The sequence below is a fragment of the Halobacillus campisalis genome (assembly GCF_030345335.1).
GTDB classification, from domain to species: Bacteria; Bacillota; Bacilli; order Bacillales; family Halobacillaceae; genus Halobacillus_A; species Halobacillus_A campisalis.
In genome coordinates this window covers 593,653-620,149 of record NZ_JAPVRC010000002.1, presented here as the reverse complement: position 1 = coordinate 620,149, position 26,497 = coordinate 593,653, and the positions used below count along the sequence as shown (strand labels likewise).

Genomic DNA, 26,497 nt, shown 5'->3' with positions numbered 1-26,497 from the left:
TTCAAAACAAAATTCTAGACAAAAGAAATAATAGCTGTTAAATTGAAACTAACAACCGTTAGTTAGTAAATGTTGAGGTGATAATAATGACAGAACAAAAAATAATAGATGCCGCCTTAGAATGCTTTGCGAACGCTGGCTATCAAAATACAAGTCTCTCTGATATTGCGGATAAAGTTGGCATAAAGAAGCCGTCTTTATATAACCACTTTGCCAGCAAGGAAGCGATCTTTCTTAGAGTTTTAAAGGAAGTGTCACAGAAAGAATTGGCCTACCTTAAAGGCTTCACAGAATATACGGAAAATCGAACGGTTAGAGAAAAATTCCAGGAAATTTTCAAACTTTATGTAGATCATATGTCTTTCTCTACCGAAGGAGCCTTCTTTAAACGTTTTACTTTTTTTCCACCTGAAGAATTTGCGGAGCAAATAAAGCAGGTTTTTGTACGAACTGAAGAAGAAGTGAACACAATTTTAGCAGATATTTTTAAGGAAGGAATAAAAAGAGGAGAAATACGTCCTTTACACTTGAGTGAACTTACCTCCGCTTTTTATACCATAATAGACGGGTTGTTTTTAGAAGAAAATTTTTATGACAGAGATACACTTATTAAACGTCAGAAAGCCAGTTTCAAAATTTTTTGGCTGGGTATTCAAGCGTCAGATCAGGAGGGATAATCCATGGCGTGGATTTATATTTTAGTAGGAGCCGTCTTTGAAGTAGGATGGGCGGTAGGTTTGAAGCTTTCAGAGGGATTCTCAAGACCGCTTATTTCCATTATTACAGTCTTGTTTATATTCATCAGTTTTTACTTCTTCACAAAAGCGTTACGTTTGATCGATATCGGTACAGGCTACGCCATTTTCACAGGTTTAGGCGCAGCTGGTACGGCAGTTATCGGAATGACATTTCTTGGTGATGGAACTGGCGCTGGGAAGGTCTTTTTTATTGTTCTTTTAATTTTCGGAGTGATTGGGTTGAAAATGTCAGATACCCCTGACGAAGTCACCCATTCTGTTCAGGAGGGATAACCATGGCATGGATGTTTTTAGTGTTGGCTGGTATGGGAGAAATGCTCGGAATGTTGTTTCTCAAGCTATCCGATGGTCTGAGTAAACTAAAACCTAGTATCTTCGCCCTGCTTTCAGGTTCTTTAAGTTTTTATTTTTTATCCTTGTCTCTGAAGGACCTTCCAGTAGGTACAGCTTATGGAATTTGGACCGGTATTGGTTCTGCCGGGACAGTGATTCTCGGAATCTTGTTTTTTAAAGAAAAAGTCAATACAAAAAGAATCTTCTTCGTATCTTGTATCATTGCTGGGGTTGTAGGACTAAAACTTGTCTCTTAATTTTATAAAAAGACCCTCTTCCTTGCGTTGCATTGTATCTATTAAAAAAATATACTAATGCACCTGAAGAAACCAGCTATGATGATTCTTCGACTCAACAATATTAGACTTAAAAGTGGTCCACCTCTTTCACATGAAGAAGTGGACCACTTTTATTTTTGAGGCAGATCAAGTTTCCGATCCTCTCCCCAGATTTCATTCAAATAATCATCGCGCCCGGAGTTTCCACGATAATAATCATAACGCCATTCATTTTCTTTATAATAATCCTGATGATATTCTTCGGCTTTGTAAAATTCCTGTGCTTCTTTAATCGGTGTTACAATTTCGTCTTCATATCGACCGGTATTATCTAAGGCGGATTTAGAATTTTCAGCTGCTGTTCTCTGATCCTCAGAGTGATAAAAAATCCCCGTAGTGTATTGGTATCCACGATCAATAAACTGGCCTTCATCATCTGTAGGGTTGATTTGACGCCAGAATACTTCCAAAAGATCCTCATAAGAAATAATCGATGGATCAAAATATACTTGAACCGCTTCGAGGTGGCTCGTTTCTCCACTTGTTACCTCTTCATATGAGGGATTCACTTCTTCTCCACCCGTATACCCCGAAACAACTTCATCCACACCGGCGAGTTTCTCAAAAGGAGGCTCCATACACCAGAAACATCCTCCAGCGAAAGTGGCTACATCATAGTTTTCAGGAATTTCTGTATCCGTCACAGCTTCACTTTCATAGCTTCTTTTCGTAAAATAAGCGTAAGCTTCAGGTATGAGAAAAATGCCAAGAACAACCGTAACGACTGCAACGAGTATCCATTTCATACGCTTCCTCATCTCGTTCACCTCAACGTTGAATTAGCTTTTAATTCATGATACCACGGCTGCTCCTCAAACCCCTACCATATTGTCTGCTCACTGCTCATTGAAAACTTGATCTGCTGTCGTTTCCCCAGTCTCTGTAATGTTCGCAAAGAGGGATCGCTTGATGATCTTCAATGCATTATCATTGTCGTCCGTTTTTTCTGAGGCTACACAGTCTGCAGGTACCCAGAGGTCATAGTCTCTCATATAAGCGTCATTAGCTGTGAAGAGGATGCAGATATCTCCAGCAACTCCTGTAAGGATGAGTTTCTTAACCCCCAGCTGCTCAAGCAGAATACTTAACTGAGTGCCGAAAAACCCTGAATGCTTTGGTTTTATTACAAAGTAGTCTTCGTCGTCCGGTATCATTTCGTCGATTACAGGTTTGCCCGGTCCACTTTTACATTCTTCTATCAGTTCTGGTACATTATCCTGCCATAAGCCAAAGTTGTCGTTTACATAAATGACTGGCATGCCTTTTTCCTTCGCTTCACTCTTTAATGTATTGATAGGTTCTGTAATTTTCTTCGTGTGTTCGAGGAGGTCTTCTCCTCCATCAAAATCCATTTTGTTGATCATATCGATAATAATTAATGCTGTATCTTGAGACATGTTTAATCACTCCTCACTATACTTCGGAGGGCCTGCAGGAATCTGACGTTTGTGCTCACTCGTTGTGTGAAGATTACGAAGAACTCTTTCATCTTCAGGATCAATCGACTCGCCTCGCAAGTAAGCATCAATCGCTTCATAAGTAATGCCCATTTCTTCCTCGTCAGACTGGCCGTCCCAAAGCTCGGCACTAGGCTTTTTATTAATGACTTCATCTGTAACTCCTAAATGGCTTGCCATCTCTCTAACTTCTTCTTTCCTTAGATGAATGAGAGGCACAAGGTCCACTCCTCCATCACCATATTTCGTGAAGTAACCCGTATAATCCTCTGCTGCATTATCAGTACCCACCACTAAATATCCATAATTTTGCGCCACTGCGTATAATGTACTCATTCGAAGACGAGCCTGTAAATTCGCTCCTCTTAGCTGAGCATTTTCTTCGTTCCATTCTCCTTTGTTCTTCAACTCTTCCTCAATACTGGAATAGGTTGCTTTATATGATTCGGTCAGTTCGATACCTATATAGTCAAGGTCAGCATTCTCTACGGTTGCCAGGGCATCAGGCTGATCCTCTACTCCTTTATTGATCGGAAGAAGTACCCCTAATGAATGGTCAGGGAAAGCTCTTTTGATTAAGTAAGAAACCACAGCTGAATCAATACCGCCGCTCACCCCTACTAAAGCTCCATTCGCTCCTGCCTCTTTCACTTTATCTTGCAGCCAGGTTACTAAGTATTCAATGCGTTTTTCCATCATCAAGCTCCTCTCCTCTTTTTGCTTCTTGTCCTTATGTTCCTGTAAAACTATATTAGTAAACGTTATAAAAGAGTATATATGAGTTTATTTTCGGCTATCCACTGAAAAGGACGACGAAGATAAAGGTTCTTATTATGGTAAAAAAGTAAATAAGCTTATATGAGGAGAAAGAGATAGCGCAATTGGAATTAAGCAATAAATTTAACGTGACTTTTAGTATATAAAGAGATAAGTACACATTTTTAAACAATCCCGCCTCTGCCGAAAAAATTGAAATCTGCACATTGACTTATTTGGAGAAAGAAAGGGATCGATAACTTAACCTCTCAAATCAAATAGCTTTAAAAAATATATTTTTTACGTGATAATGAATAAAGAACCAAGGTCAAGGAGTGACTTTTAATGATTGAAAAAGAACAGCACGTACTTGTTATATTCCCTCACCCAGACGATGAAGCGTTCGGAGTATCTGGGACCATTACTTCATATATAAAACAAGGGACTCCCGTTACTTATGCCTGCCTTACCCTTGGGGAGATGGGCCGTAATCTGGGTATGCCTACATTTGCGACTAGAGAAAGCCTGCCAACTATCCGGAAAAAAGAACTTGTGAAAGCGGCCGGGGAGATGGGGCTGACAGATTTACGCATGATGGGGCTGCGTGATAAAACACTGGAATTCGAAGATGACAACCGTATGAAACAGCTCGTGACTGATTTAGTCAACGAACTTAAGCCTTCCCTTGTCATAAGCTTTTATCCTGGTTACGCCGTCCACCCCGATCATGAAGCGACTGCACGTGCCGTTGTCAGTGCTTTAGGAGAAATGGACCCTACTTTCCGCCCGAAATTGCACGCTTTAGCGTTTGCCAATAATACCGAAGAGGAACTAGGTAAGCCTGATGTCATTAATGATATCAAACATGTTCAGCAAGAAAAGCTGAATACGATGCGCGCTCACATCTCTCAAACAGCCCGCATGCTTGAAATGCTGGATGAAGGGATCGAAAAGAACGATCCTGAAGCATTGAAGTGGGTTACATCGGAGCATTTTTACACATATACTTGGGAAGACAGCTGACCTTTAAGGTCGGCTTTTTTTATTGTATAGTTTTGTTCTACTAGACTCGGATGGGCACACTAAAGGAAGTTCGCTGATGTCCGCAGTTTCGTGTAACCGAGCTTTCCTTTAAATAGCCCGGTTGAGTCATATGATTTTTATGTCTACTCATGCTAATCTAGTGTTAGTGACCTTAAAAGGAGTCTTATTATGAAAAAAATATCGTTATTATCCCTATTGTTTTTTCTAACGTTTTTGTCGGCATGTGGTTCGTCTGAAGAAGAGAATTCATCAAATGAAGAAGAAATGTTCCAGCCTGAAGTAGAAGTTAATTTTGAGGAAGAACCTCTTTCGGTTAATGAGCAGACTTCGATTCAAGCGATCGTTACTAGTAATGGTGAACCTGTAAACGATGCTGATTATGTAGAGTTTGAAATTTGGAGTGATGAAGAAGGCGAAGGTAAGTCTGAGACTATTGAAGCTGAACGTTTAGACGAAGGTCAATATGAAATCGACTACACCTTTGATACTTCTGGTACATACCATGTCATTGCCCATACTCAAGCAAGAGATGTCCACACGATGCCACAGGTAGAAGTACAAGTCGGTGAGGCTTTAGAAGAAGAATCTGACGACGAACACAGCCATTCAGAAGACGCTGAACATGATCATGGATCTGGTGAATTTACCGTCCACTTGATGACAGCAGAAAAATTTACTGCAGAAGAATCTTCTGAGTTAGTGACTCACATCCAGCAAAATGACTCTCCTTTCGAAAAAGGTGAAGTCATTTTTGAAATCAGCTCGGATCAATTAGAAAAGCATGAATTCGTCGAAGCTGAAGAAGACGAAGCCGGCGAATATACAGCGGATTATGAGTTTCCTTCTGAAGGAGAATATGTAGTTAATGTTCATTACGAGAAACCCGAAGAAGAAATCCATGGACATAAGGAAGAATCCATTAAAGTAAAAGAGTGATGAAACCTGACCGGTGATGCGGTCAGGTTTCTTTATGTTAATTGCTCATTTTCTACTTGTTCATACAAAATAAAAAACGAGCCTCTCAAAAGAGAGACTCGCTTCTTACTCTTAGCATTTAAAGCTCAGCATTTTGAAGTTTTTTCTTCTTCGCAGCTTTCTCACGCTCGTTTTTATTAAGGTATTTCTTACGAAGTCGGACCGCTTCTGGTGTTACTTCGCAATACTCATCATCATCTAAATACTCGATAGCCTCTTCAAGAGTAAGCTTACGAGTTTTCTTGATAGAGCTTGTAGTGTCTTTGTTAGCAGAGCGCACGTTCGTCAAGTGCTTCTCTTTCGTAATGTTTACAGTAAGATCGTTATCACGATTATGCTCGCCTACGATCATTCCCTCATAAACTTCAGTACCAGGTTCAACAAAGATAATACCTCTGTCTTCAAGGTTCATAATACCATAAGTGGACGCTTTCCCTTTATCTAGAGAAACAAGAACTCCTTGACGACGCCCGCCTACTTGACCTTGAGCTAATGGTGCATATCCATCAAACGTGTGGTTAAGGATTCCATATCCACGCGTCTGAGTCATGAACTCAGTTGAATAACCAATCAGCCCACGAGATGGTACTAGGAATTCAAGACGTACTTGACCGTTTCCATCGTTCACCATGTCCTGCATTTCACCCTTACGAATACCGATAGATTCCATGACAGCACCTTGGTAATCTTCTGGTGTGTCAATTTGAACACGCTCTACTGGCTCGCAAGTGACACCGTCGATTTCTTTGAGGATAACTTTCGGCTTGGAAAGCTGAAGCTCAAATCCTTCACGACGCATATTTTCTACAAGAATAGATAAGTGAAGCTCCCCACGCCCTGATACCGTAAAGGCATCTGGTGAATCCGTAGGTTCTACACGTAAACTTACGTCCGTTTCTAATTGGGTCAACAAACGTTCTTCAATTTGACGGGAAGTAACATACTTACCTTCGCGACCAGCGAAAGGACTGTTGTTCACTAAGAACGTCATTTGAAGAGTTGGTTCGTCGATACGTGGAATTTCCATCGCTTCTTGATTATCTGTCGGGCAAACTGTTTCGCCGACGTTGATATCTTCTAAACCAGCAAGAGCAATGATATCTCCCGCTTGAGCTTCTTCGATTTCAATCCGCTTAAGGCCGATGAAACCAAACAATTTAGAAATACGGAAATTCTTCACAGAACCATCTTTTTTCATAAGAGAAACCTGCTGGCCTACTTTTATGCTTCCACGGAACACACGTCCGACGCCGATACGTCCAAGGTAATCATTATAATCAAGTAATGTTACTTGGAATTGAAGAGACTCTTCTTTCGTATCTAAAGGAGCCGGGATATTGTTCATGATCAGCTTAAAGATAGGATCCATTGTTTCTTTCTGGTCTTCAGGCTCATCACCTGAAGTTCCATTTAAAGCAGAGGCATAAACAACTGGGAAATCAAGCTGTTCATCATCTGCACCTAATTCAATAAATAGATCCAGAACCTCGTCTACTACTTCTTGTGGACGAGCATTCGGGCGATCAATCTTATTTAGAACGACCACTGGAGTCAGTTTCTGTTCAAGAGCTTTTTTCAAAACAAAACGAGTTTGTGGCATACATCCTTCATAGGCATCTACCACTAATAATACGCCATCAACCATCTTGAGGATACGTTCCACTTCGCCGCCAAAATCAGCGTGACCAGGTGTATCCAGAATGTTAATACGTGCGTCGTTATAATTGATCGCGGTATTTTTAGCCAAAATCGTAATTCCGCGTTCTTTTTCCAAATCATTAGAGTCCATTGCTCGTTCATCCACATGTTCGTTATCACGGAAAGTTCCTGAATAGTGGAGCATTTGGTCCACTAACGTAGTTTTTCCGTGGTCAACGTGTGCGATGATTGCGATATTTCGAATATCATTTCTGTGTTGCATGAAGCACACACCTCTTTCAAATTGCAAATTATTCAACCGTTCTATTGTACCATACTTCAAAAGATATTAATACCTAATGTACACTATTTTGTCATATTTTAAACACATCTGTTTTCAATTTCATGATAAAAGTATATAACAATCTTTTTATAAAGACTGATTACTAGTACAATATGAGTGACCTATCAGGCAAGAAGAGAGAGTGAACTATGACATATCAACAAATTAAATGGCTGATCTTTGTCGTACCGGCCCTTGCTATCGGACTTTGGGAATACATTCGTCATGAATGGCTGCTATCCATCATATCCATGGAACTTGGAAATTGGCTTACTCCCTTATTCGTATTAGCCTTCTCCATTCTTATAAATTCCAAACTTTTTCAAATACTAGAGAAAAATCAACGAGAGCTTGAACAAGAGAAAATGAAACAGGCGATTATTAACGAGCGTCAGGAGATTTCAAGAGAGCTGCATGATTCCATATCTCAGTCACTCTTTCTCCTGTCTGTCAAAATCCAACAGCTTCACCATTCTGATCAAAAAAAGATAGTTGAAATTGAATCAACTATTGATAAAATACAGTCTAATGTCCGTCACTCGATCAAACACTTAAGAACGCCAGACCTTCAAGATTGGAATAGTGCTTTACATGACTTGCTTGACCCCATGCGCAGACAACGTCCCGACATAAAATTCCATGTAAATTGGCCATTTCAGAATCAAAACTACACTATGGAAGAAAAAGTTCATTTTTTCTGGATTATCCGTGAGGGGTTGATCAATGTCCTTAAACACGGTGATCAAGTATCCAACGTTACAATTATAGGCACCCCAAATAAAATAGAGCTCATAGATGATGGAACAGACCTAATAGCAGAAGACGCCCAACCCCATTATGGACTGGAAATGATGAAAGACCGTGCAAAATCGATTAACTGGAAGCTCTGCTTAGTCAGGGAAAGAAATCAAACGGTACTAAGATTGGAGAAAGGAGAGAACGCGCGTTGAATCCCTATAAAATCCTAGTTGCCGATGACCACGAAGATGCGAGAGAAGCGATTCGCTCTCTCCTCTCCCCCTTCAATCATTATGAAATTGTCGGAGAGGCAGCCAATGGCCAGCAAGCAATAGACTTGACGGCTCAGCTCCACCCAGATGTTATTTTAATGGATATCCATATGCCGTACATAAACGGCTTTGAAGCTACCAGACATATAAAAAAACACTTCCCTGAAGTGAAGATCATCATTTTGACTGTATCTGAGGAAAGCACTCACCTTTTTACTGCTTTAAAAGAGGGCGCACAGGGCTATTTATTAAAAAGTGTACGTCCTTCCGATTGGAACAGCTACATTGATGCTGTTATAAAAGACGGGGAATTTTCCGAAGAATTAATAGAGCAAACCTTATCCAAACTCACCCAAAAAGAGACAAGTAAACCGCCACTATCCACTCGTGAATCCGAAGTCATGAAACTGGCCGCTTCGGGAGCAACAAACAAGGAAATATCAGAACAGCTATTTATAACGGAGAACACGGTAAAAAACCATTTGAAAAGTGTACTTCGTAAACTGCACATAAAAAATCGAGTAGAGCTTGCACGAATGGCTTATGAAAAGCATTGGCTGTAAGGGAAGGGGAGTTTTATGAAAACGAAAAGACAAGGAGAATGGCTCGAAGTCATTGTCCCTCAAAAGTGGGATGGATTCACGATTGAACGGATTATGAAGAAAGAATGGCTCGTCCCTAGAAAATTGCTGCACAAATTCCGTACAGAACGATCCGTCACTTTAAATAACGAATCGAAACATTGGAAGCAAACCACTGTAAAAACTGGAGATGCCCTGCGGATTCGATTGTTCGAACCCCAGGATCTTGAAGTCACTCCTACCTATATGGAAATAGACGTGATTTATGAGGACGACCACCTGTTAGTCGTTAACAAGCCGGTCGGGATAGATACCCACCCGAACCAGCATGAGCAAGCGAATACGCTCGTCAACGGTGTTGCCTTTTATTTTCAAAGTCACGGGATTGAAGCATCTCCCAAATATGTTCACCGCCTGGACCGGGACACTTCCGGAGCGATCCTATTCGCTAAGCACGACCTGGCTATTGCACGCCTCGGCCAGCAATTGAAGGAAAGAAAAATTAAACGAACATATATTGCCTGGGCTCACGGGAAAGTAAAACCGGCTAAAGGAGAAATCAATCAACCGATCGGGAAAGATCGGCATCATCCGGTCAGACGAAGAGTTTCAAAAAATGGACAAGACGCAATGACTCACTACGAGCGGATCGATTATAGTCCTGAATTCAAAGCTTCTCTCCTTAAGCTTGACCTTAGTACAGGAAGAACGCACCAAATCAGAGTACATTTAAGTCATATGGGTTATCCATTATTAGGAGACGAATTATATGGAGGGAAAAGCGATCCACATTATAAACAGGCCCTTCACGCAGCACGCCTGACATTCACTCATCCATTCACGGAAGAACATATTGAATGCTTAGCTCTTCCTAATGAAAATTCTACTCTGTTTAAGCCTTACCACTTCGAACGTCTCTCCCATTCTTTCGGGAAGTAAATTTCACGGACAAAGCCACCGATGCAACGAAGCGTCTCTTGTTGACTTACAGACGATGAAGGGAATTTTAATTTCATATTAAAATAAATGTAAAGTTTATGAAGGGGTGTTTTTAAACAATATGGCAGGATTGTTTATGACTCGGTTTAGAGGTAATCGGGGTTCGTCACCTTATTAAGAGTCAGGGGTTGTTGGGAAGCTACTCGCTTTCCTGTGGGGGAAGTGGCGAGCTTCCTCGGGCTGAAGCCCTGTGGGATCTCGCCTACATCCTTCTCCCACGGGAGTCTCGCAGCTTCCCAACACCCCCGTACGAAATGGAATGAACGATCCCCCTGGCATTGGAAAAGACTTATTATCTCTCATCTAAGCTGTGTATTCCGGCTCTGGAGCTTAGCCACTAATGAGACTGGCAAGTCAACATCTAGTCATTTTGTTCTGGTTTCCTTTTCTCCGCCAGCTCAGTCCAGTCCATACACCTTCTTTTGAAATGGATAACAATTAATCTTATCAAGAAGATAAAAAGTGATTAACGGCCTGTGACATAGCCTATTAGACAATATACATGCAACCATGAAAAGATCAATTTGTTGTAATGAGGTATTGGAAATGGGGCGACTTGTCGTTGCACTCGAAAAGAGCTGCACTTCACTCAAAGCACTGTCTCAGATGTTTCCGTGATCCTAACAAAAGCAAGAAGGTCCGGGAAATTGCGAGACTCCTGTGGGAAAAGAGTGCTTGGTGAGACCCCGCAGGACGGGACGTCCGAGGAGGCTCACCGCGCTCCCACGGAAAGCGAGTGATTTCCCGGACCTTCAAGCTCTATTTTTGTGGCGGAAACAGTCCGAACATCTTGAAACCGAGTTTTCCACTAAAGGGAGCTTTAGTTTAACAAGATAATTTAACAAACACCCACGCTTGGATATTAGCACCCAAGCGTGGGTGTTTGCTACACATCCTCGCTTAAATTGTAATTAAGCTTTTCTCTCAATTTTTCTACTCAGCATCGAAACTACCTGCCATAACATGGGGTGTTTTAAAAGTCTTTAATCCGTTATAACCTTATATAGTTCATCGTATTTTTCAGCACAACTTAGATCTAAATCAGTAAGTCCCTTAGCATTCCAGGAAGTAAGCTTCATCGTTACCATTTTATAGTCAATGCTGATGAAAGGGTGGTGTTGAATATCCTCTGAATAAGCAGCCACTTGATCAACGAACTCTATTCCCTTTAAGAACTCACCAAACCGATATCGCTTTACGATGAACTTCCCATCTTCAAGCTTCCAGTTATCCAGCTGGTCGACTCTATCCTGCTTTTCTCCTTCAGGTATTCTTTCGGCCATTTTATTCACTCCTTTGTTTTAGAGTACTGCTCAGTTCAATGAATTCCTCGACATCTGCTGTACAGAGCTTCAACGCTTCTTCCCAAAATTCAGTACCCTCTAAGTCTACCCCCAAATGTTTCTTGGCTAAATCCTCGACATTCATAACTCCTGTATCCTGTAACAAAGCAATATATTTCTTTTCGAAAGCATGGCCTTCCTTAGCAGCTTTTGCATAGATTCCTAGACTGAACAAGTAACCGAACGTGTATGGAAAATTGTAAAATGGAACGCCTGTTATATGGAAGTGAAGCTTGGAGGCCCAAAACGTTGGATCATATTCAGAAAGAGAATCCTGATAGGCTTCTTCCTGGGCTTCGACCATTAACTCGTTTAACCTCTCTGTAGACACTTTACCCGCTTTTCGCTCATTATAAAAACGAATTTCGAACAAATAACGGGAATGAATGTTCATAAAAAATGCGACACTTCGCTGAATTTTATCTTCAAGAAGGAGAAGTTTTTCTTTAGGATCGGCAGCACTCTTGACTGCCGCATCAGCTACAATCATTTCAGCAAAAGTCGACGCTGTTTCCGCCACATTCATAGCATAGCTCTGGTTATAAATGGGGAGGTCATTCATAACATGCTGGTGATAGGCGTGTCCCAGCTCATGTGCAAGCGTAGCAATATTTGACAATGTGCCTGAATAAGTCATGAATATCCTTGTTTCCTTGCTGTGAGGAAAACTCGTGCAGAATCCTCCCGGTCGTTTCCCAGGTCGGTCTTCTGCTTCAATCCACCGTTTCTCAAAGGCCTTCCGTGCAAACGACGCCATCAATGGACTGAACCTTTCAAACTGTTCAACAATGAACCTGGCGCCCTCTGTGTATTCCATTTTACGCTCCACGTTTCCTATAGGCGCGTCAACATCATAGATGCTGAGCTTGTCTACCCCTATCCATTCCGCTTTTTCCTTCAAGAACTTTGTATAATACGACTTATACTTTGTAATCGTATCCCACATCGCTTTTAAAATTTTTTCACTCATACGGTTATAAGATAGCGGTTCCTTTAAAGGATTGTCCCACCCTCGATGTTTATAGGTTTGTAAACGGAACCCCGCAAGATGGTTTAAGGTTTCCGTGAACACATCCGATTCTTCCTGCCATGCCAGCTGCCAATTATTGAATACTTCTTTTCTGACTGTACGATCCGAATCACTCAACTTATTAGCAGCCTGCCCCACGGAGAGTTTTTCATCTTTATAAGGTATGTACATTCTACCAACGAGAGTATCGTACAATTGGCCCCAGCCATGGTATCCATCCACAGCCAGATTATTGATGATGGTTTCCTGCTCTAAGTCCAGCTTATCTTTGGCTTTTTCTCGACGTTCATCAAGAACGAATGCAAGTTCGGATAATTCGGGTTCCACCATTAAAGCCTTCCAAGTAGGAGAATCTATTTGGACAAGCTTTTGATCGAATTCTGTTTGGATGTTATTATATTTCGCGCTAAGTTCTGTACGTTTTGAAACCCACATTTGTGCCTGCTTATCCTTCACATTCTGAGCAGATAAACAACTGATGAAAGCACTGAATTCCTTTAATCTTTTAGCTGCCTCCTGAGCGTGGTCGATCACTTCTCTCAGCTCTTTTGTTTGTTCAGGTATTTTCGGAAAAACGAAATTTTGGACGTACTGATGAAGCTCGGACAGTCTTAATTCTATATTTGCAACATAGGTTCTCAGCTCAACTGAATTGCTGCCCCCTGGAAAAATAGCATCTAAATCCCATTGTTGACGGTATTCTTTCATGTCATAGTACTCCTTTCTTTTTTCAATTAGTCTTTAAGCGTAAGCCTATTGGAAGACACTCATTCCCATGGTAAACTTGAGAAAATATGTAGTGATCAAATTGAACCATTACAAATATATCTTTATTATTCATCCTTATTTATTGTATCAGAATATTCCAATAATCATAAAATTTAAAGAGTTTTTTATTTGGTCAGACCAACTCCGGTGCTAACAAATACATAAAGGCTCCCTTATCTTGAATACTCATATTTGAGATGTTCGAGCTGTTTCCTTAACTAAAATTAGTGCTTGAAGTATGGGAAATCGCTCGTTTCCACAGGCGTACTGTAAGCTTCCACGGGCTAAAGCCCTGCGGGATTTCACCATTTATTATCTTCCCATAGGAGTTGAACCCCTAACTCTCACTAATATCTCGGAATCGAGTACCCAACAATCCTGGCATATTACTGAATAACCATTTCATGAAACCAACAAGGAAAGGATGATGGAAATATGCGTTATAACCGCCAGGAAAGCCTCAGGTATACATTAAAAAATTCCCCGCCTGCTAAATTCAAAATTTTTCAAATAGAAGATAACCCTGTACATACGTCAGTTGGCGATGGACATGTATTAAATCTCAGTCCGAATGGCCTGCTGCTTTCCACCAATTTAAAAATGCCTTTTCACAAAAAAGTACGTGTTATCATAATGGCGACTTTTTTGAATACATCAGTAGAGTGGAAAGCTGAAATCGTATGGGGAAAAGAAAAAGGTTCGACTTATCATTACGGATTGACCCTTCTGGATGATCACAGTAAGGAAATCATCCGTATCTTGAAACAATATAAAGCAAATGAGAGTACCAGCTGAGAAGCTGGTACTTTTTTATATGCAAGATTAGCCATTCGCCCATTCACTCTGCCCCTCAGAAAAGTATTCAAAAAATTCAAATCTATGGTTCACATACCATAATTTTAATGATAAACTTAGTTTGTAACATAATTGAAATATAAAAGTCATATAAATGAAACTGTTGTAACATTATGTCGAATATGAACTACTAATAAACCATAGTTTAAGCTGAAAATAATTTGGGAAAACTTTTATCACATCAAGTCACTGATTAGGAAATCATCCATTGAAAGGGGATTTTTTTAATGAGAAACAAAGCAGAATATGATTCTATAGATTTCATATATGGTTTAGGCGGCTCTGCATTTCTTACTGGTCTGCTTTACGTACTGATTTATATTGTATAATACACATACTTAATCACTTAAACCCATTTCCATTTTCTATGGAAATGGGTTTTTTGGTTATTCCTCACTGTAGGGCTTGTATGACTTTTGTTTTACATTTTCCTCCTCTATACTAAAGGGCACGAGGTGAAATATGATGTTAAGAAACCATCAAGGGTATAACCAAATGTTTAAAAAAAATAAATTAAGTTTCGGTTTGACTATCCCTCTGGAAAACCATCATAAACAAGTCCCAACGATGGGTTTCCAAATCGAGAGAGCTCAGCTTGCTGAAGAGCACAATTTCCAAGCATTGTGGCTGCAGGATGTATTACTAGAAGATCCTACTTTTGAAGATCCATCTACTGGACAAATTTTTGATAGTTTCCTGTATGCGGTCTATCTGGCTTCCCATACGTCTTCTATAAAAATAGGCACAGCTGCAACCGTCTTACCTTTACGCCACCCGCTCCGCACTGCCAAGGAAGTGGCCAGTATAGACCGTCTTTTTCCTGAAAGGTTCTTGCTGGGGATTTCCTCAGGGGATCGACGAAAGGATTTCGAAGGGCTCGGAATTCCGATCATGGAACGAAGAGAGTGGTTTAGAGATGCCTTTGAAATGCTTCAGATCGCCCTTTATGAAGAATATCCTAATTACCAATCCAAGTTTGGAAAAATGTATAAATCGAACCTCGTTCCTAAGCCAAGCAAGCAGATCCCAATTCTTATGACCGGCTATTGCCAGCAGACATTAGACTGGGTCGCGGAGCACGGGGACGGCTGGATGTTCTATCCTCAGCGTCCTGAACAACAAAGAGAGACGATTCACCAATACCGTGAAAAAGTTAGCACTTACCACGGAAATGAGTTTCGTCCATTTATCATGCCGCTTCCCTTAGATTTAATGGAAGATCCCCATTATCCCATTGAAAAGATTCCAGCAGGTTACCGCACGGGACGGTTAGGTTTAATTAAAATATTGGAAAAGTATCGTATCGTCGGTGTCAATCATATAATGTTCGGCTTATCTCATAGCACGAGAGAGGTTGAAAACGTCATTGAGGAAATAGGAAACGAAGTCATTCCCCATTTCCAATAGAAAGGAGAGACTTTAATGCAGAAGCCAAGCATTCTTCTAATTGGCACGGTTCATTTAGCCATGGATCCTGATATAGTCAATCATCAAAAAGACCAAATCAAAAAAGTAGTGGATTCTCTCCAAACCTATGAGCCCACTAAAATAGCCGTAGAAAAACCTTTCTTGATTGAAGAAGAGCTGGATAGGAAATATAACGAATTCAAGGATGGAAAGCTTCTCCCTAGCTATGACGAAGTGGAACAGATCGCTTTTCCACTAGCCGCTCATTTTGAGCACCAGAACGTTTATCCTGTGGATGAAGTAGTCGATATGTCAAATCCTTCATTGAACCAGGTGTTCCAATGGGCAAAAGAACATCAGCCTGAGCTTTTTCAAGAAATCGCAGGAGTACAGACACAATTAAAAAGGATCGAAGACCATTCGACATTTATCAAATCCCTTCAAACAATAAACGATGCTTCCTATATAGAAGAGATGCAAAGAGTTTATATGAAGTTGACAAGAGTAGGCGACCGTCAGCACCAAGTCGGAGTGAAGTGGCTTAAGCAATGGCATGAACGTGACTTAGCTATTGCAGCTAATATTTCAAGAATGGCTGGACCTGGTGACAGGATTGTTGTTTTAGTGGGCGGCGATCATCTTCATTTGCTGCGCCGATTTCTCAACGATAGCGGAGATTTTAATATTGAATCCCAATTAGAATATCTACCAAAATAAATAGAAGAGCACGGCCATTTGGCCGTGCTCTTCCTTATTTTTTATTAATCATCATCTTTGTTGCGGTCTTCAAGTACTTCTAAAGCCGACCTTTTTCTCTTTTTACCTTTACGGTTCCAACGTTTGATATGAATCGTTGGCGACTCATAATCATCAGAAGCTCTTATATCATTGTTCGATGCTCTCATAAAGGACCATGACAATAAAAACATGATGAATATTAATGGAAATCCGCCTACGATACTCGCTGTTTGCAACGTCTCAAGTCCGCCAAGGAACATTAAAGTCAACGGCATTAAACATAGAGCAAAAGCCCAGAATAAACGGTTCCATCGAAGAGGTTCGCCTCTTACTTCCTTCTGTACAACAGACGCAAGAATATAAGAAGATGAATCAAAAGTGGTGGCTAAGAAAATAATCGCTAAAATGGTGAAAATAAGAACGATAAACTTAGCCAACGGTAATTGATTGATAATTTCTATAATCGTGGCAGGTGCTCCGTTAGCATTTAGAAAACTGACCACGTCTAATTGACCCGTCAGCTGCATATATAAGCCAAAGTTCCCCATGATTCCAAAGAACAAGACACATCCCAGTGTTCCATAAATCATTGTTCCAAGAACCATTTGCCTAATCGTTCTGCCTCGAGAAATGCGAGCAATGAACAGACCTACAAATGGAGCATAAACAAGCCACCATGCCCAATAGAATACAGTCCATGACTCCGGAAACAAGGTTTCTTCATATCCGCCTATGTTTGCGAAGGGTTCAGTCCAAGTTGCCATTTTGAAGAAGTTATCTAAAATAATGCCTAAAGAGTTAAAAGTCGTTTCACTTAAGAAACGAGTCGGTCCTACTAAAAAGATAAATGCTAAAATAAATATAGATAACCAGAGGTTGATATCACTTAAGAATTTTATCCCTCTTCTTAAACCTGAATAAGCACTGATAGCAAAAATGGTTGTACAAACTACCATAATTGCCGCTTGTAAACCTAGAGTAACCTCTATACCAGTTAAGTCACTCACGCCCGCAGCGATCATCGGTGTACCAAGTGCTAATGTAGTACCTGCTCCTCCCATTAAACCGAACATGAATAAAACATCAATAATTGTGCCAAGCGGTCCGTCTACAGATCGTCCCAGCACGGGTCTTACAGCTTCACTGATTTTAAGTACTGGCTTTTTCCTTACGTAATAGAAATAAGCGATTGGCAGTGCAGGTAGAGTGTATATCGCCCAAGCGATAGGTCCCCAGTGGAAAATACCATACGCTGTGGCCCATTCTATAGCTTCCTTAGATCCACCTTCTTGACCGAACGGTGGACCTTCATAATAATAAGCCCACTCGATGACCGCCCAATACAGAATACTGGAACCGATTCCGGCAGCGAACAGCATCGCGGCCCATGAGAAGGTGTTGAACTCAGGTTTTTCCCCTTCGTCACCTAATTTGATTTGTCCATTTTTACTGAAGGCAACAAAAATAAGAAAAGCGAAAATCAGCAATCCCATGATCATGTACACGACGCCGAAGTTCCCACTAACAAACGTGTTTGCCTGGCTAACTATTTCTTTACCACTTTCCGGGAACAGAATAAGAGGCACCGTTACTCCTAGCAGTAAGATCAGCGCCCCAATAAAAGTACCCCAGTCTATTAACTTTGCATTCAAAACGATCGTCTCCTTTTTATCTCTCTTTATATCTTGTTTAAAGCGTAGCAAAGGTAATAAACAAGCACAAACAGGGTATATCCTTATTAATGCCTGTTAACCACAAAGAATGAGCTGTTACAACACATTTCGATTTCATTCGACATATATCTCCCGATTGCTGTGCATTCATTTTAACTGATAGAAAATTGAAGGAAATCGGTTTGAGTTTCTTCAATTAAAAAATCAAACCTTTCATGTACACTCAATTTTTTCACTTATGTTATTTCTCTTTTTCATTCAGCTTCATACTTACAAATAAACATTAGGTAAAATAGCAATTATCAATATATTTTTGAAGGCTAAAGCGGCTGACATTTCGTTTCAATCATATAGGTATTCTTATAGGTTACGATTATTTTTCAGGTAAAAACGGAGAGGTTACTGATTTAACAGACGCTTTCACGTCGACTTCCTTATTCATTCTTTTGTATGTCTTCCCCTATATCAATAGCATGATACATATCGGCGGATATGATGCAGATTTAAAGAATTTATTATTTCTGAAGGTAGGAAAAAATAAGCCTCTTCTAGCCAATGTATGGAGCCCTATTGAAATATTTATAGCACTAAGCATGGAACAAAGGCTTTGAACTTATCCCCTGTGCTCGACTCTTTCCATACTATTGTTTTTGTTGGATTGGGAGTGTGGCTGGTTTAAATGTAGAAATACTTCCATTAGAATGGAATTTGAAGAAGGTTTAGATAAGAGGGGTTTTTCAGTAAAATAGCTTTACTGTTTTCTACGTTATTTTATTGATCTTTCTCTCCTTTAGATGGGCTCCTGCCATGAGACAGCTCAAAACTCTTCATCAGATATAATGATGAAGTTTGGATTCCTCAAATGAATAGGATTCATTACTATCTTTAGCCTTATCCAGCTATTAGCCGCGACGCTGCCGGAAACTATAATGAGCCAATTAACGATGCGTAACCTTTATCGATTTACGACGGGGAATTTTATATTTGCGATTTGGTTCGGTACAGCCAGGAGTTTATCAGCCTGGATGTTATTGCAAGAAAGGAAGGATCGATATTCATGTTTAAAAAAATCAGAAACGCCTGGTCCCTGTTCAATCCTTTATATCTTCCCTTAATCACCGCATTACCTGTCGGCGGCTGGCTGTTGGTTACAGATATAGATTGGAACGCCACCTATTTAGCCTTATATATTCTTATTATCATGTTCCTAACCTTTTCAGGTGCAGTGGAGATCAGCAGTGAGGAAATGAAGCATCAAATATTGGGATATGTTTATATGACAGCAAGCTTAGTACTGGCTGGAGCCGGCCTTTTTCTTTGGCTCGCGTAATTGAAAAGTATTAGGCGACCTAGTTTGAAGCTTCAGATTCGAGGTAATCATGAAGTTTCCGTGCCGAAAATGATACGACCTTTTTCCGTTTGTAAGAATAACGCAAACCCCTGCTGAGGGGGTTGCGTTAAAAAAAGCTTATTGTGAGGAATTTTTCAGAAAGACGCCTTTTTATTATGCTTACATAAATTTCACGGGGAGAGCGTTTATTCCATTCTTAATGGGGTGGTGGGAATCGACGAGACTTCTGCGGGAGAAGGATCCAGGCGAGATGCCGGAGGGAAATGCCCGTGGAAGCTTGGCAAGGTCCCCCAGGAAAGCGAGTTGTTTCCCCAACACTCCATCTCATACGACAACAAACCCATGTTATATTAAGTTCTCAACAATTCTGCTTCTATAATTACTTATGATAATTCGCTAATAACTCTATACAAATAATTAGATAAAAAATAGAAATGGAAGTATCATGGGAATCATGATGATTATGGTAAATATCAGCCAAGCGCTAGGGTTGTCGCTTGTGAGTTGTTTTCGATAAGACATCCCCCATGCCATCAACAACAACAAGGTCATGATGATACTGCGCAGATGAAAATCGCCGTCCTTATTGTTTGTGAAGATATAAACCCCGCCCTCAATAACGAGAAGAGCTCCGACTGCTGAATTAAATATATGTGTAAATAACCTGTTCATCGTTTCACCTCTCACATATCTTTTAAACAGAACCAAGTATATCAGACTAGATAAACAAATGGGAGCAAAAGAATAACCAGATGAAGTTTGTTTACACTCCTCTGGTTAGAAACGATCGACCACTTGTTTCAGTGAATCTGTTAATTCGAATACAGGTCCATCCTTCTTTAATATTTCCCAATGATTCGGATAAAATAACACCTCTAATAAAGTTCTTCCATTAGATTTCAAAGTAAGACCTCCGTTAACTTCTTCTGGGGAGCCGACCTCCTCTGAAGAAGACTGTGGACTTTCTTTAAGTTCACTTAGTACTTCACGGATTTCTCTCTCTCGCTCTATCTTTTCAGATTGTCTGCCCTCTTCGAATGAGTAGAGCTTTAACTCAAGAGGACGTTCATATTCATCCCATGAGTAAGGAGTTACAGGATCTTTATTGAAAGATATTGGACTGAAAAAATATTGATTATTCACGTAAATGACCCCGAAAACAAGGGCAGCAGCTATTAAAGGAAGGATTAAAAATACTTTCTTCATCTTCTCACCTCTAGTTATTATGACAATATGTATTCTCTATAAATATATACGAGCAACATCTGGAAATAGTTTCACATTATTCCGAAATTAAGTGTATATTTTTAAAAAGCATCAAAGTTTGGGAGGTGATCCAAACTCTGATGCTTTTTTTATCATAAATCTTTATAAAAACCAGTTGCTTTTCCTTCGAACCCTAAACGATGGTAAACAGAATGGGCCGAATCCCTCTCACTGCGATTCCCACTATTCAATGTAATACGATTAGCCCCTTTAGATAATGTCCATTCTTCTGCTTTCCCCATTAAACTCCGGCCAATACCTTTACCTTGAGCATGTTCATCGACTACAAAAGCAATGACTCTTACATGAGTGTCAGATGTGTGATAAGCCAGGCTATAAGTCATACCTATCATCCCTAACAGCTTTTTATCTTTTTCAAAAACAAACGTTTGGTAATAAGGATCGTTTACGATTCGCTTTAAACGGACTTTCATTGCTTCGGAGTCGGAAGGATAACCCAGGATGGTCATCAATTTTGCCAATTCCTCATCATCGCTTATATACGCTTCTCTAATCATATTAGAAAGAGTTCTGTTCCTGCCGGCGCAGTTCAACTCTGCGAATTTTGCCTGAGGTAGTTTTGGGAAGCTTATCTACAAATTCTATCTTTCTTGGATATTTGTAAGGAGCCGTTAGATTTTTTGTATGGTCTTGCAAGTTTTTAACAAGTCCTTCATCTTCGTTATATCCTTCTTGCAAGATGATGAAAGCTTTCACTACATTTCCTCGCACTTCATCCGGGCTGGCGACCACAGCGCATTCCTGTACAGCTGGATGCTTGACGAGTGCATCTTCCACTTCAAAAGGACCTATCGTATAACCAGAACTGATGATAATATCGTCGCTTCGTCCTTCGAACCAATAATAACCATCTTCATCTTTACTCGCCTGATCGCCTGTAATGTAGTACTCTCCTCTTTGAGCCATTTTTGTGCGCTCAGGATCTTTATAATAATTTTTAAATAAGGCAGGGGTATTGGTATGGACAGCAATGTCCCCCACTTCACCAGGCATTACCGGTTCCCCTAACTCATCGATAATCTCCACTGAGTTGCCAGGTGTCGGCCGTCCCATTGATCCGGGACGCACCTCCATATTTTTCAAAAATCCAACTAATAAGGTGTTTTCAGTTTGTCCATATCCATCTCTCACCGTGACACCAAAATAATGTTGAAATCTATCTATTACCTCACGATTAAGAGGTTCTCCTGCCGACACCGCACTATGGAGATGTTTCAATTCATAATCAGATAAGTTATCCACCTTAGACATAAGACGGTATTCTGTCGGAGTACAACAGAGCACATTCACTTCATATTTATCCAAAAGGCTCAAATAAGTTTTAGGTTCAAATTTCCCTTGATAAATAAAGCCAGTGGCACCTGTACCTAGAACAGATAAAAACGGACTCCATACCCACTTTTGCCACCCAGGCCCAGCTGTTGCCCAAACTGTATCTCCATCCTCAATAGCTAGCCAATTATCTGCTGCCGTTTTCAAATGAGCGAATCCCCATCCATGGGTATGAACTACACCTTTTGGATTTCCTGTAGTTCCTGAAGTATAGGATAGAAATGCCATCTCATCACGCGTGGTTGCAGCTGCATTCAAGTGATCAGGTTCCTCCTTCATCAATTCATCCAGATGAAGCCATCCATCTTTATAACCGCCCAAAGAGAAAGCGGTTACATTAGTCATTTCAGCTACATCATCAAACTGCTCTGTAAATGGTTCATAACAAATGACTGCCTTAGCTTCACTATGTGACAAGCGATAAGAAAGGTCTTTAGCTCTAAGCATTTCTGAACTTGGGATTACGACTAAGCCTGATTTCAAGGCTGCTATATAGACAGCATACGCTGAAATGAACCGTGGAAACATAACAAGAATTTTATCACCTCGACTCAGCCCTGCATTTTGAAAGACTCGCCCAATCTGGTTCGCCTGTTTAACCAGGTTTCTATATGTAATTTCTTCCTTTTCACCATTTGCGTCTAACCAAATCAAGGCTTTTCGGCTGGGATCGTCAGCGTATTTCTCGATTTCTTCTGATATATTGTATTTTTCGGGTGCGATCAATTCTTCACGATTCATAGTGGTACCTCCCATTAAATCTTGATAACATGTAAAACCGTTCCTATTATAACAAATTATCTAAATTATTAAAAATTAAACTTCTTGAAATCTCTGGCAAAATATGAGGCATCCATAAACTATATTAAAGGCGTCCAACTCTATGGTTATCACTTAATAAGAACTATTTTCACTTGAAACATCTAAATAAAGCAATCAACCATTGTGCAGGTTAATCGATTCTAATGTAATTCCTTTAGCTCTTTCCCTAGCCGATACTACTCCAAGTAAAAATAACAAATCCTTTATTGCAGGTCTGAGAGCTCATCACCCTGAATTTAACTGAACAGTATATAAAAAAAAGCTGCCCCAAAAGTCTTCTTTAGACTTTTGGGGCAGCTCCTTCTTACATTAAGCTAGACGTTTAAAATTCTGCCCTAGAATTTCATTCATAGAATGAACTGTAATAAAGGCCTTTTCATCCACCGCTAACATATATTTCTTAAGTTTAGAATAATCTTTTCGATTCATGATCGTTGTAATCACTTCTTTATCTTCTTGGTTGAATGCTCCTTTTGCATAGTGGACCGTTGCGCCTCGCCCAAGATTCTTCACGATGTAATCCTGTATTTCTTCACTCTTACGGCTGATAATGACAATTTCTTTGTTGTTATCAAATTGCTGCAAGGTATAGTCGATGACTAACCCGTTCAATATGACACCAAAGAAAGCGTACATACCGACTGTTGGTCCGAAAATGAAAATGGATGAAGTAGCGATTGCTATATCTGAAACCAATACTCCTTTACCCACTTCTATTGAAAAGTATTTATTCAATATCATCGCTATGATGTCTGTTCCGCCAGTAGAGGCCCCTTGATGAAAAACAATTGCCATCCCGGAAGCTGCTATAATTTGTCCAATGATTAACTGAATCAGCAGATCATCACTTAATGCTTCCTGCATAGGAAAGAATGTTTCTAACCCCCATACCATAAAGGACAAAGCGAAACTTGCATATATCGTTTTTGCACCGAATTGGAACCCCAGAAATATAAAACCGACAATAAACAGGACAATGTTCAGCATGATCATGATCGTTCCGAGAGTCAACCCGGGAAATACATTATTCAAAACGATCGATAAACCACTGACTCCTCCTGTAGCTAAGTTGTTAGGTGATAGGAAAAAATGCACATTGACCGCCACTGCAAGCGCACCTACATTCATGAGTAAAAAAGATAGCAATTTTTTAGTCATCTGTGAGCCTCCTTTTATATAAGTATTTTTTAAAGTATTTTTCATATGGGAAAAACAAGTACATACGGGATTATAGAAGGCTTTGAAGCACTTGTAAACAGTTATGATCAAAAAAAAATAATTACTTTTTTGTAAGCGGTTATTAAACAATTATTAAGAAAATTCCGATGGTATTATTAGAAGGTGGTAGTAATCTTCACCTAGGAAAATAGACTCTCTTTTGGTTTATTGTAAATAGCTGTGTTAAACGTTGGTGTAGATTTTTTCATAAGTGAATTATTCAATGGGATGACATGATAGTGCTTCGCATACAAAAGGCTCGCTGGTTATCACTCACAAGTAGTTATTTTTTTATGTGAAGCACCGCATAAGATGTTTCCGTTATCCTCACAAAAGCAGGAAGGTCCGGGAAATTGCGAGATTCCTTTTGTAAAAGCGTAAGCACAAGAGATCTTTGCAAATAAAAAACTAGCAGCTGATCAATCAGCTGCTAGCTCAGGTTCTAAAAGGAAGTCTTACAGTAACGCACGTTCCTTCATTCTTACTGCTTTGATAATTTAACCTGCCATCTAAATCATCGATCATTTTTTTTGTGACCATAATGCCCAGGCCCGTTCCTTTTTCTTTTGTAGTATAAAAAGGCTCGCCTAACTTCGTTAGTTCCTGCTCAGATAACCCATGGCCGTTGTCGATGACAGATATGATAAGCTCGTCATTTTGAAGAACAGCTTCAATTTGAACTTCACCGTCTTCGTCGAGAGCATCCATAGCATTGCTGACAAGGTTGATCAAAATCTGTTTTAAACGTTTAGGTTCACAATAAAACCCATTCAGTTTTGAGTCACAAGTATAATGAATCATCACTTCTTTATTTGAGGTGTCTGGGTCTAGCAGACGACTCACATATGAAATAATAGCATCTAAATTAACGTATTCAAGCTGGACTGAAGATTTAGGCTTTGAAAGCATCATAAAGTCTTGAACGATGGATTCTATGCGATTGACTTCATCCAGGATAATATCATGGTAACTGTCACGAAGGTCTGGATTGACGGCCCCTATTTGCAGGAAGCCCTTGATAGCGGTTAATGGATTCTTAATTTCATGAGCTACACCTGCAGCCATTTGAGTGATCGTAGACAACTGCCTTGACTTTTCTTCAAGAAGTGTCATTTCTTTAATTTTTGTGATCTCTTCGTCGATTCCGACTACGTATTGCTTGCCATCATCTTCGGCTGGGAACCCTTTCATTCTTATCCATTTACTTTCCCCGTCAGGCGTTGTAATCGTGAATTCGACCTGGTGCTCCTTTTGAGTCATTATAAGGGCCGCTTCTTTCACTTGATCAAGGTATTCCTTGTCGATCAAATCAAAAAGACGGGGAGGATCATTTAGAATGATTTCCTTATCCACTCCATAGATCTGAGTAAAGGAGTCACTGAGAAAAACTAACTCCCCTGTTTCAGGAGAACAGACCCAGCATGCTTCTTTGATATGGTTTGTGATGATTGAAAAGCGATTCTCCGACTTTCTCAATCTTTCAAATTGATCCATATACCAGGTAATATCTTTCGCAATGATGGTAATACCTTGCTCACTAGGTACTATAGTCAAGTCCATCATAATACCCTTCTTATGAAGTGTGCCCTGGAATTCGACGGTTTCTTGGGTTTCCATAGCTCTCAGACAATGTTGGAAAAAGTTATTATAATCATCTACAGAAAACAAGTCCCAAAGTTTTTTCCGATAATATTTAGATAAAGGAAGGTCGACCATGTTTTCCATGACTGAATTTGCATAGATTACTTCCCAATTACTGTTCAGCATCGCTAAACCATATGGGAAATTATCTGCCGCTTCAACTAACCGTTCTTTTACTTTTGATGTTCTCGTCGTCTTAGCCTGCGTCTTGAATGTTTCCGTTAAATTGAGTACCGTACATGAGGGTAATGGATTTTTTTTTGTATACTGGTAAGATTTTTGAGAAGGTATTTTTGTTTGGTTAAACAAAGAGGAAAAAATAACCGCTATATCTCCATTCGATAAATGAAGCAATTTACAGGAAAATGTTTTGTTCACATCAGCTATTGGAATGGTCACAGTTAATTCCGCCTCATCCCACTCTGCTAATTGGTGGATGACACGGTAGATTTCACCACGATCATGAATTCGAAATAGAGATAACCAATTGGAAAGATGCAATTCAGCTTCATCTATCATTAGTTCAGAAGATAACCCACTATTTAGTGTAACGGTCTGGTGATGTACGTCTAGAATACACGCCGGAGTACCACTAATCTCCAGAATGGCAAGCATTTCTCCACTATACAGATGGTCGGAATACTTTTCTTTAATCACCAAAATTATGACCTCTTTTCTTTACTATTCAATATTTTCCAATACGGCTTTCATTATAACGTAAACAGGGAAATTTTTGTATATTTTATTACATTTTATTATTTAAAAAGATTGTAGAAATTACGCATGGTAATAGCCTATGA

25 protein-coding genes are annotated in these 26,497 nt (G+C 39.9%); 12 read left to right on the top strand and 13 right to left on the bottom strand.

Annotated features, from left to right (window positions below):
• Positions 1-86: 86 nt before the first annotated feature.
• Genes O2Q26_RS07170 through O2Q26_RS07160 form a run of 3 tightly spaced genes read left to right on the top strand, consistent with a single transcriptional unit; the run spans position 87 to position 1,348 of the window.
• Entirely contained in the window at positions 87-677 is a 591-nt protein-coding gene (locus O2Q26_RS07170; RefSeq protein ID WP_289215242.1) for a TetR/AcrR family transcriptional regulator, read from the top strand.
• Positions 678-680: 3 nt separating this feature from the next.
• The gene (locus O2Q26_RS07165; RefSeq protein ID WP_289215241.1) at positions 681-1,031 is read left to right on the top strand and encodes a DMT family transporter; all 351 of its coding nucleotides are present in this window, start codon (positions 681-683) and stop codon (positions 1,029-1,031) included.
• Between the two features lie 2 nt (positions 1,032-1,033).
• Positions 1,034-1,348: a DMT family transporter gene (locus O2Q26_RS07160; RefSeq protein ID WP_253934189.1), complete on the top strand. Its 315-nt coding sequence runs from the start codon at positions 1,034-1,036 to the stop codon at positions 1,346-1,348.
• Between the two features lie 152 nt (positions 1,349-1,500).
• On the opposite strand, the gene msrA is transcribed toward O2Q26_RS07160, so the two are convergent.
• The 3 genes from msrA to nadE all read right to left on the bottom strand — a co-directional run bounded on the left by msrA (position 1,501) and on the right by nadE (position 3,582).
• On the bottom strand, positions 1,501-2,175 hold the full coding sequence (gene msrA / locus O2Q26_RS07155; protein ID WP_289215240.1) for a peptide-methionine (S)-S-oxide reductase MsrA: 675 nt from the start codon (positions 2,173-2,175) through the stop codon (positions 1,501-1,503).
• Positions 2,176-2,265: 90 nt separating this feature from the next.
• Positions 2,266-2,826 (bottom strand): cysteine hydrolase family protein, encoded by a 561-nt coding sequence (locus tag O2Q26_RS07150; protein WP_289215239.1) that lies wholly within the window; start codon positions 2,824-2,826, stop codon positions 2,266-2,268.
• A 6-nt stretch (positions 2,827-2,832) separates the two neighbouring features.
• The gene (gene nadE / locus O2Q26_RS07145) at positions 2,833-3,582 is read right to left on the bottom strand and encodes an NAD(+) synthase (RefSeq protein WP_289215329.1); all 750 of its coding nucleotides are present in this window, start codon (positions 3,580-3,582) and stop codon (positions 2,833-2,835) included.
• A 405-nt stretch (positions 3,583-3,987) separates the two neighbouring features.
• On the opposite strand from nadE, the gene bshB2 reads away from it, so the two are divergent.
• Entirely contained in the window at positions 3,988-4,665 is a 678-nt protein-coding gene (gene bshB2, locus O2Q26_RS07140; protein WP_289215238.1) for a bacillithiol biosynthesis deacetylase BshB2, read from the top strand.
• Between the two features lie 189 nt (positions 4,666-4,854).
• Positions 4,855-5,622 (top strand): FixH family protein, encoded by a 768-nt coding sequence (locus O2Q26_RS07135; protein ID WP_289215237.1) that lies wholly within the window; start codon positions 4,855-4,857, stop codon positions 5,620-5,622.
• A gap of 118 nt (positions 5,623-5,740) precedes the next feature.
• On the opposite strand, the gene typA is transcribed toward O2Q26_RS07135, so the two are convergent.
• On the bottom strand, positions 5,741-7,582 hold the full coding sequence (gene typA / locus O2Q26_RS07130; protein ID WP_289215236.1) for a translational GTPase TypA: 1,842 nt from the start codon (positions 7,580-7,582) through the stop codon (positions 5,741-5,743).
• Between the two features lie 209 nt (positions 7,583-7,791).
• On the opposite strand from typA, the gene O2Q26_RS07125 reads away from it, so the two are divergent.
• The 3 genes from O2Q26_RS07125 to O2Q26_RS07115 are packed head-to-tail and all read left to right on the top strand — an operon-like array spanning position 7,792 to position 10,172.
• Positions 7,792-8,592: a sensor histidine kinase gene (locus O2Q26_RS07125; RefSeq protein WP_289215235.1), complete on the top strand. Its 801-nt coding sequence runs from the start codon at positions 7,792-7,794 to the stop codon at positions 8,590-8,592.
• Complete coding sequence (locus O2Q26_RS07120) at positions 8,589-9,215, top strand: response regulator (RefSeq protein WP_289215234.1); 627 nt, start codon at positions 8,589-8,591, stop codon at positions 9,213-9,215. The genes O2Q26_RS07125 and O2Q26_RS07120 overlap by 4 nt, the downstream gene beginning before the upstream one ends.
• 15 nt (positions 9,216-9,230) lie before the next feature.
• Complete coding sequence (locus tag O2Q26_RS07115) at positions 9,231-10,172, top strand: RluA family pseudouridine synthase (protein WP_289215233.1); 942 nt, start codon at positions 9,231-9,233, stop codon at positions 10,170-10,172.
• A 1,043-nt stretch (positions 10,173-11,215) separates the two neighbouring features.
• On the opposite strand, the gene O2Q26_RS07110 is transcribed toward O2Q26_RS07115, so the two are convergent.
• Entirely contained in the window at positions 11,216-11,515 is a 300-nt protein-coding gene (locus tag O2Q26_RS07110) for a 4a-hydroxytetrahydrobiopterin dehydratase (protein ID WP_289215232.1), read from the bottom strand.
• Position 11,516: 1 nt separating this feature from the next.
• Positions 11,517-13,313 (bottom strand): M3 family oligoendopeptidase, encoded by a 1,797-nt coding sequence (locus O2Q26_RS07105; RefSeq protein ID WP_289215231.1) that lies wholly within the window; start codon positions 13,311-13,313, stop codon positions 11,517-11,519.
• A gap of 495 nt (positions 13,314-13,808) precedes the next feature.
• On the opposite strand from O2Q26_RS07105, the gene O2Q26_RS07100 reads away from it, so the two are divergent.
• The 3 genes from O2Q26_RS07100 to O2Q26_RS07090 all read left to right on the top strand — a co-directional run bounded on the left by O2Q26_RS07100 (position 13,809) and on the right by O2Q26_RS07090 (position 16,352).
• Complete coding sequence (locus O2Q26_RS07100) at positions 13,809-14,168, top strand: PilZ domain-containing protein (RefSeq protein WP_289215230.1); 360 nt, start codon at positions 13,809-13,811, stop codon at positions 14,166-14,168.
• 525 nt (positions 14,169-14,693) lie between these two features.
• A complete protein-coding gene (locus O2Q26_RS07095) occupies positions 14,694-15,635 on the top strand; it encodes a TIGR03571 family LLM class oxidoreductase (RefSeq protein WP_289215229.1) in 942 nt (313 codons plus the stop codon).
• A gap of 15 nt (positions 15,636-15,650) precedes the next feature.
• Positions 15,651-16,352, top strand: a complete 702-nt coding sequence (locus O2Q26_RS07090) for a DUF5694 domain-containing protein (RefSeq protein ID WP_289215228.1) — start codon at positions 15,651-15,653, stop codon at positions 16,350-16,352.
• A gap of 44 nt (positions 16,353-16,396) precedes the next feature.
• Here the strand turns inward: O2Q26_RS07090 and O2Q26_RS07085 are convergent, their stop codons facing one another.
• Entirely contained in the window at positions 16,397-18,025 is a 1,629-nt protein-coding gene (locus O2Q26_RS07085; RefSeq protein WP_289215227.1) for a BCCT family transporter, read from the bottom strand.
• Between the two features lie 1,078 nt (positions 18,026-19,103).
• Here O2Q26_RS07085 and O2Q26_RS07080 point away from each other — a divergent pair.
• Positions 19,104-19,376, top strand: coding sequence for a hypothetical protein (locus O2Q26_RS07080; RefSeq protein ID WP_289215226.1), 273 nt, complete (start codon positions 19,104-19,106; stop codon positions 19,374-19,376).
• Positions 19,377-19,814: 438 nt separating this feature from the next.
• Here O2Q26_RS07080 and O2Q26_RS07075 read toward each other — a convergent pair whose 3' ends face one another.
• The 6 genes from O2Q26_RS07075 to O2Q26_RS07050 all read right to left on the bottom strand — a co-directional run bounded on the left by O2Q26_RS07075 (position 19,815) and on the right by O2Q26_RS07050 (position 26,354).
• On the bottom strand, positions 19,815-20,069 hold the full coding sequence (locus O2Q26_RS07075) for a hypothetical protein (protein WP_253934174.1): 255 nt from the start codon (positions 20,067-20,069) through the stop codon (positions 19,815-19,817).
• 105 nt (positions 20,070-20,174) lie between these two features.
• A complete protein-coding gene (locus O2Q26_RS07070) occupies positions 20,175-20,603 on the bottom strand; it encodes a hypothetical protein (protein WP_289215225.1) in 429 nt (142 codons plus the stop codon).
• 152 nt (positions 20,604-20,755) lie between these two features.
• Positions 20,756-21,181: a GNAT family N-acetyltransferase gene (locus O2Q26_RS07065; RefSeq protein ID WP_289215224.1), complete on the bottom strand. Its 426-nt coding sequence runs from the start codon at positions 21,179-21,181 to the stop codon at positions 20,756-20,758.
• A 1-nt stretch (position 21,182) separates the two neighbouring features.
• Positions 21,183-22,757 carry an acyl-CoA synthetase MbcS gene (mbcS, locus tag O2Q26_RS07060; protein WP_289215223.1) on the bottom strand — a complete coding sequence of 525 codons (1,575 nt, stop codon included), beginning with the start codon at positions 22,755-22,757 and terminating at the stop codon, positions 21,183-21,185.
• A 390-nt stretch (positions 22,758-23,147) separates the two neighbouring features.
• The gene (locus tag O2Q26_RS07055) at positions 23,148-23,996 is read right to left on the bottom strand and encodes a YitT family protein (protein ID WP_289215222.1); all 849 of its coding nucleotides are present in this window, start codon (positions 23,994-23,996) and stop codon (positions 23,148-23,150) included.
• A gap of 495 nt (positions 23,997-24,491) precedes the next feature.
• Complete coding sequence (locus O2Q26_RS07050) at positions 24,492-26,354, bottom strand: ATP-binding protein (protein WP_289215328.1); 1,863 nt, start codon at positions 26,352-26,354, stop codon at positions 24,492-24,494.
• Positions 26,355-26,497: the final 143 nt, after the last annotated feature.

Coding starts and splice junctions, on each gene's coding strand:
- O2Q26_RS07075 (WP_253934174.1), bottom strand. CDS start 20,069: ATGAACAGGTTATTTACACATATATTTAATTCAGCAGTCGGAGCTCTT.
- O2Q26_RS07095 (WP_289215229.1), top strand. CDS start 14,694: ATGTTAAGAAACCATCAAGGGTATAACCAAATGTTTAAAAAAAATAAA.
- O2Q26_RS07135 (WP_289215237.1), top strand. CDS start 4,855: ATGAAAAAAATATCGTTATTATCCCTATTGTTTTTTCTAACGTTTTTG.
- O2Q26_RS07065 (WP_289215224.1), bottom strand. CDS start 21,181: ATGATTAGAGAAGCGTATATAAGCGATGATGAGGAATTGGCAAAATTG.
- O2Q26_RS07080 (WP_289215226.1), top strand. CDS start 19,104: ATGTTTAAAAAAATCAGAAACGCCTGGTCCCTGTTCAATCCTTTATAT.
- O2Q26_RS07070 (WP_289215225.1), bottom strand. CDS start 20,603: ATGAAGAAAGTATTTTTAATCCTTCCTTTAATAGCTGCTGCCCTTGTT.
- O2Q26_RS07105 (WP_289215231.1), bottom strand. CDS start 13,313: ATGAAAGAATACCGTCAACAATGGGATTTAGATGCTATTTTTCCAGGG.
- msrA (WP_289215240.1), bottom strand. CDS start 2,175: ATGAAATGGATACTCGTTGCAGTCGTTACGGTTGTTCTTGGCATTTTT.
- O2Q26_RS07115 (WP_289215233.1), top strand. CDS start 9,231: ATGAAAACGAAAAGACAAGGAGAATGGCTCGAAGTCATTGTCCCTCAA.
- O2Q26_RS07165 (WP_289215241.1), top strand. CDS start 681: ATGGCGTGGATTTATATTTTAGTAGGAGCCGTCTTTGAAGTAGGATGG.
- O2Q26_RS07150 (WP_289215239.1), bottom strand. CDS start 2,826: ATGTCTCAAGATACAGCATTAATTATTATCGATATGATCAACAAAATG.
- O2Q26_RS07125 (WP_289215235.1), top strand. CDS start 7,792: ATGACATATCAACAAATTAAATGGCTGATCTTTGTCGTACCGGCCCTT.
- O2Q26_RS07170 (WP_289215242.1), top strand. CDS start 87: ATGACAGAACAAAAAATAATAGATGCCGCCTTAGAATGCTTTGCGAAC.
- typA (WP_289215236.1), bottom strand. CDS start 7,582: ATGCAACACAGAAATGATATTCGAAATATCGCAATCATCGCACACGTT.
- nadE (WP_289215329.1), bottom strand. CDS start 3,582: ATGGAAAAACGCATTGAATACTTAGTAACCTGGCTGCAAGATAAAGTG.
- O2Q26_RS07160 (WP_253934189.1), top strand. CDS start 1,034: ATGGCATGGATGTTTTTAGTGTTGGCTGGTATGGGAGAAATGCTCGGA.
- O2Q26_RS07055 (WP_289215222.1), bottom strand. CDS start 23,996: ATGACTAAAAAATTGCTATCTTTTTTACTCATGAATGTAGGTGCGCTT.
- O2Q26_RS07090 (WP_289215228.1), top strand. CDS start 15,651: ATGCAGAAGCCAAGCATTCTTCTAATTGGCACGGTTCATTTAGCCATG.
- O2Q26_RS07110 (WP_289215232.1), bottom strand. CDS start 11,515: ATGGCCGAAAGAATACCTGAAGGAGAAAAGCAGGATAGAGTCGACCAG.
- bshB2 (WP_289215238.1), top strand. CDS start 3,988: ATGATTGAAAAAGAACAGCACGTACTTGTTATATTCCCTCACCCAGAC.
- mbcS (WP_289215223.1), bottom strand. CDS start 22,757: ATGAATCGTGAAGAATTGATCGCACCCGAAAAATACAATATATCAGAA.
- O2Q26_RS07100 (WP_289215230.1), top strand. CDS start 13,809: ATGCGTTATAACCGCCAGGAAAGCCTCAGGTATACATTAAAAAATTCC.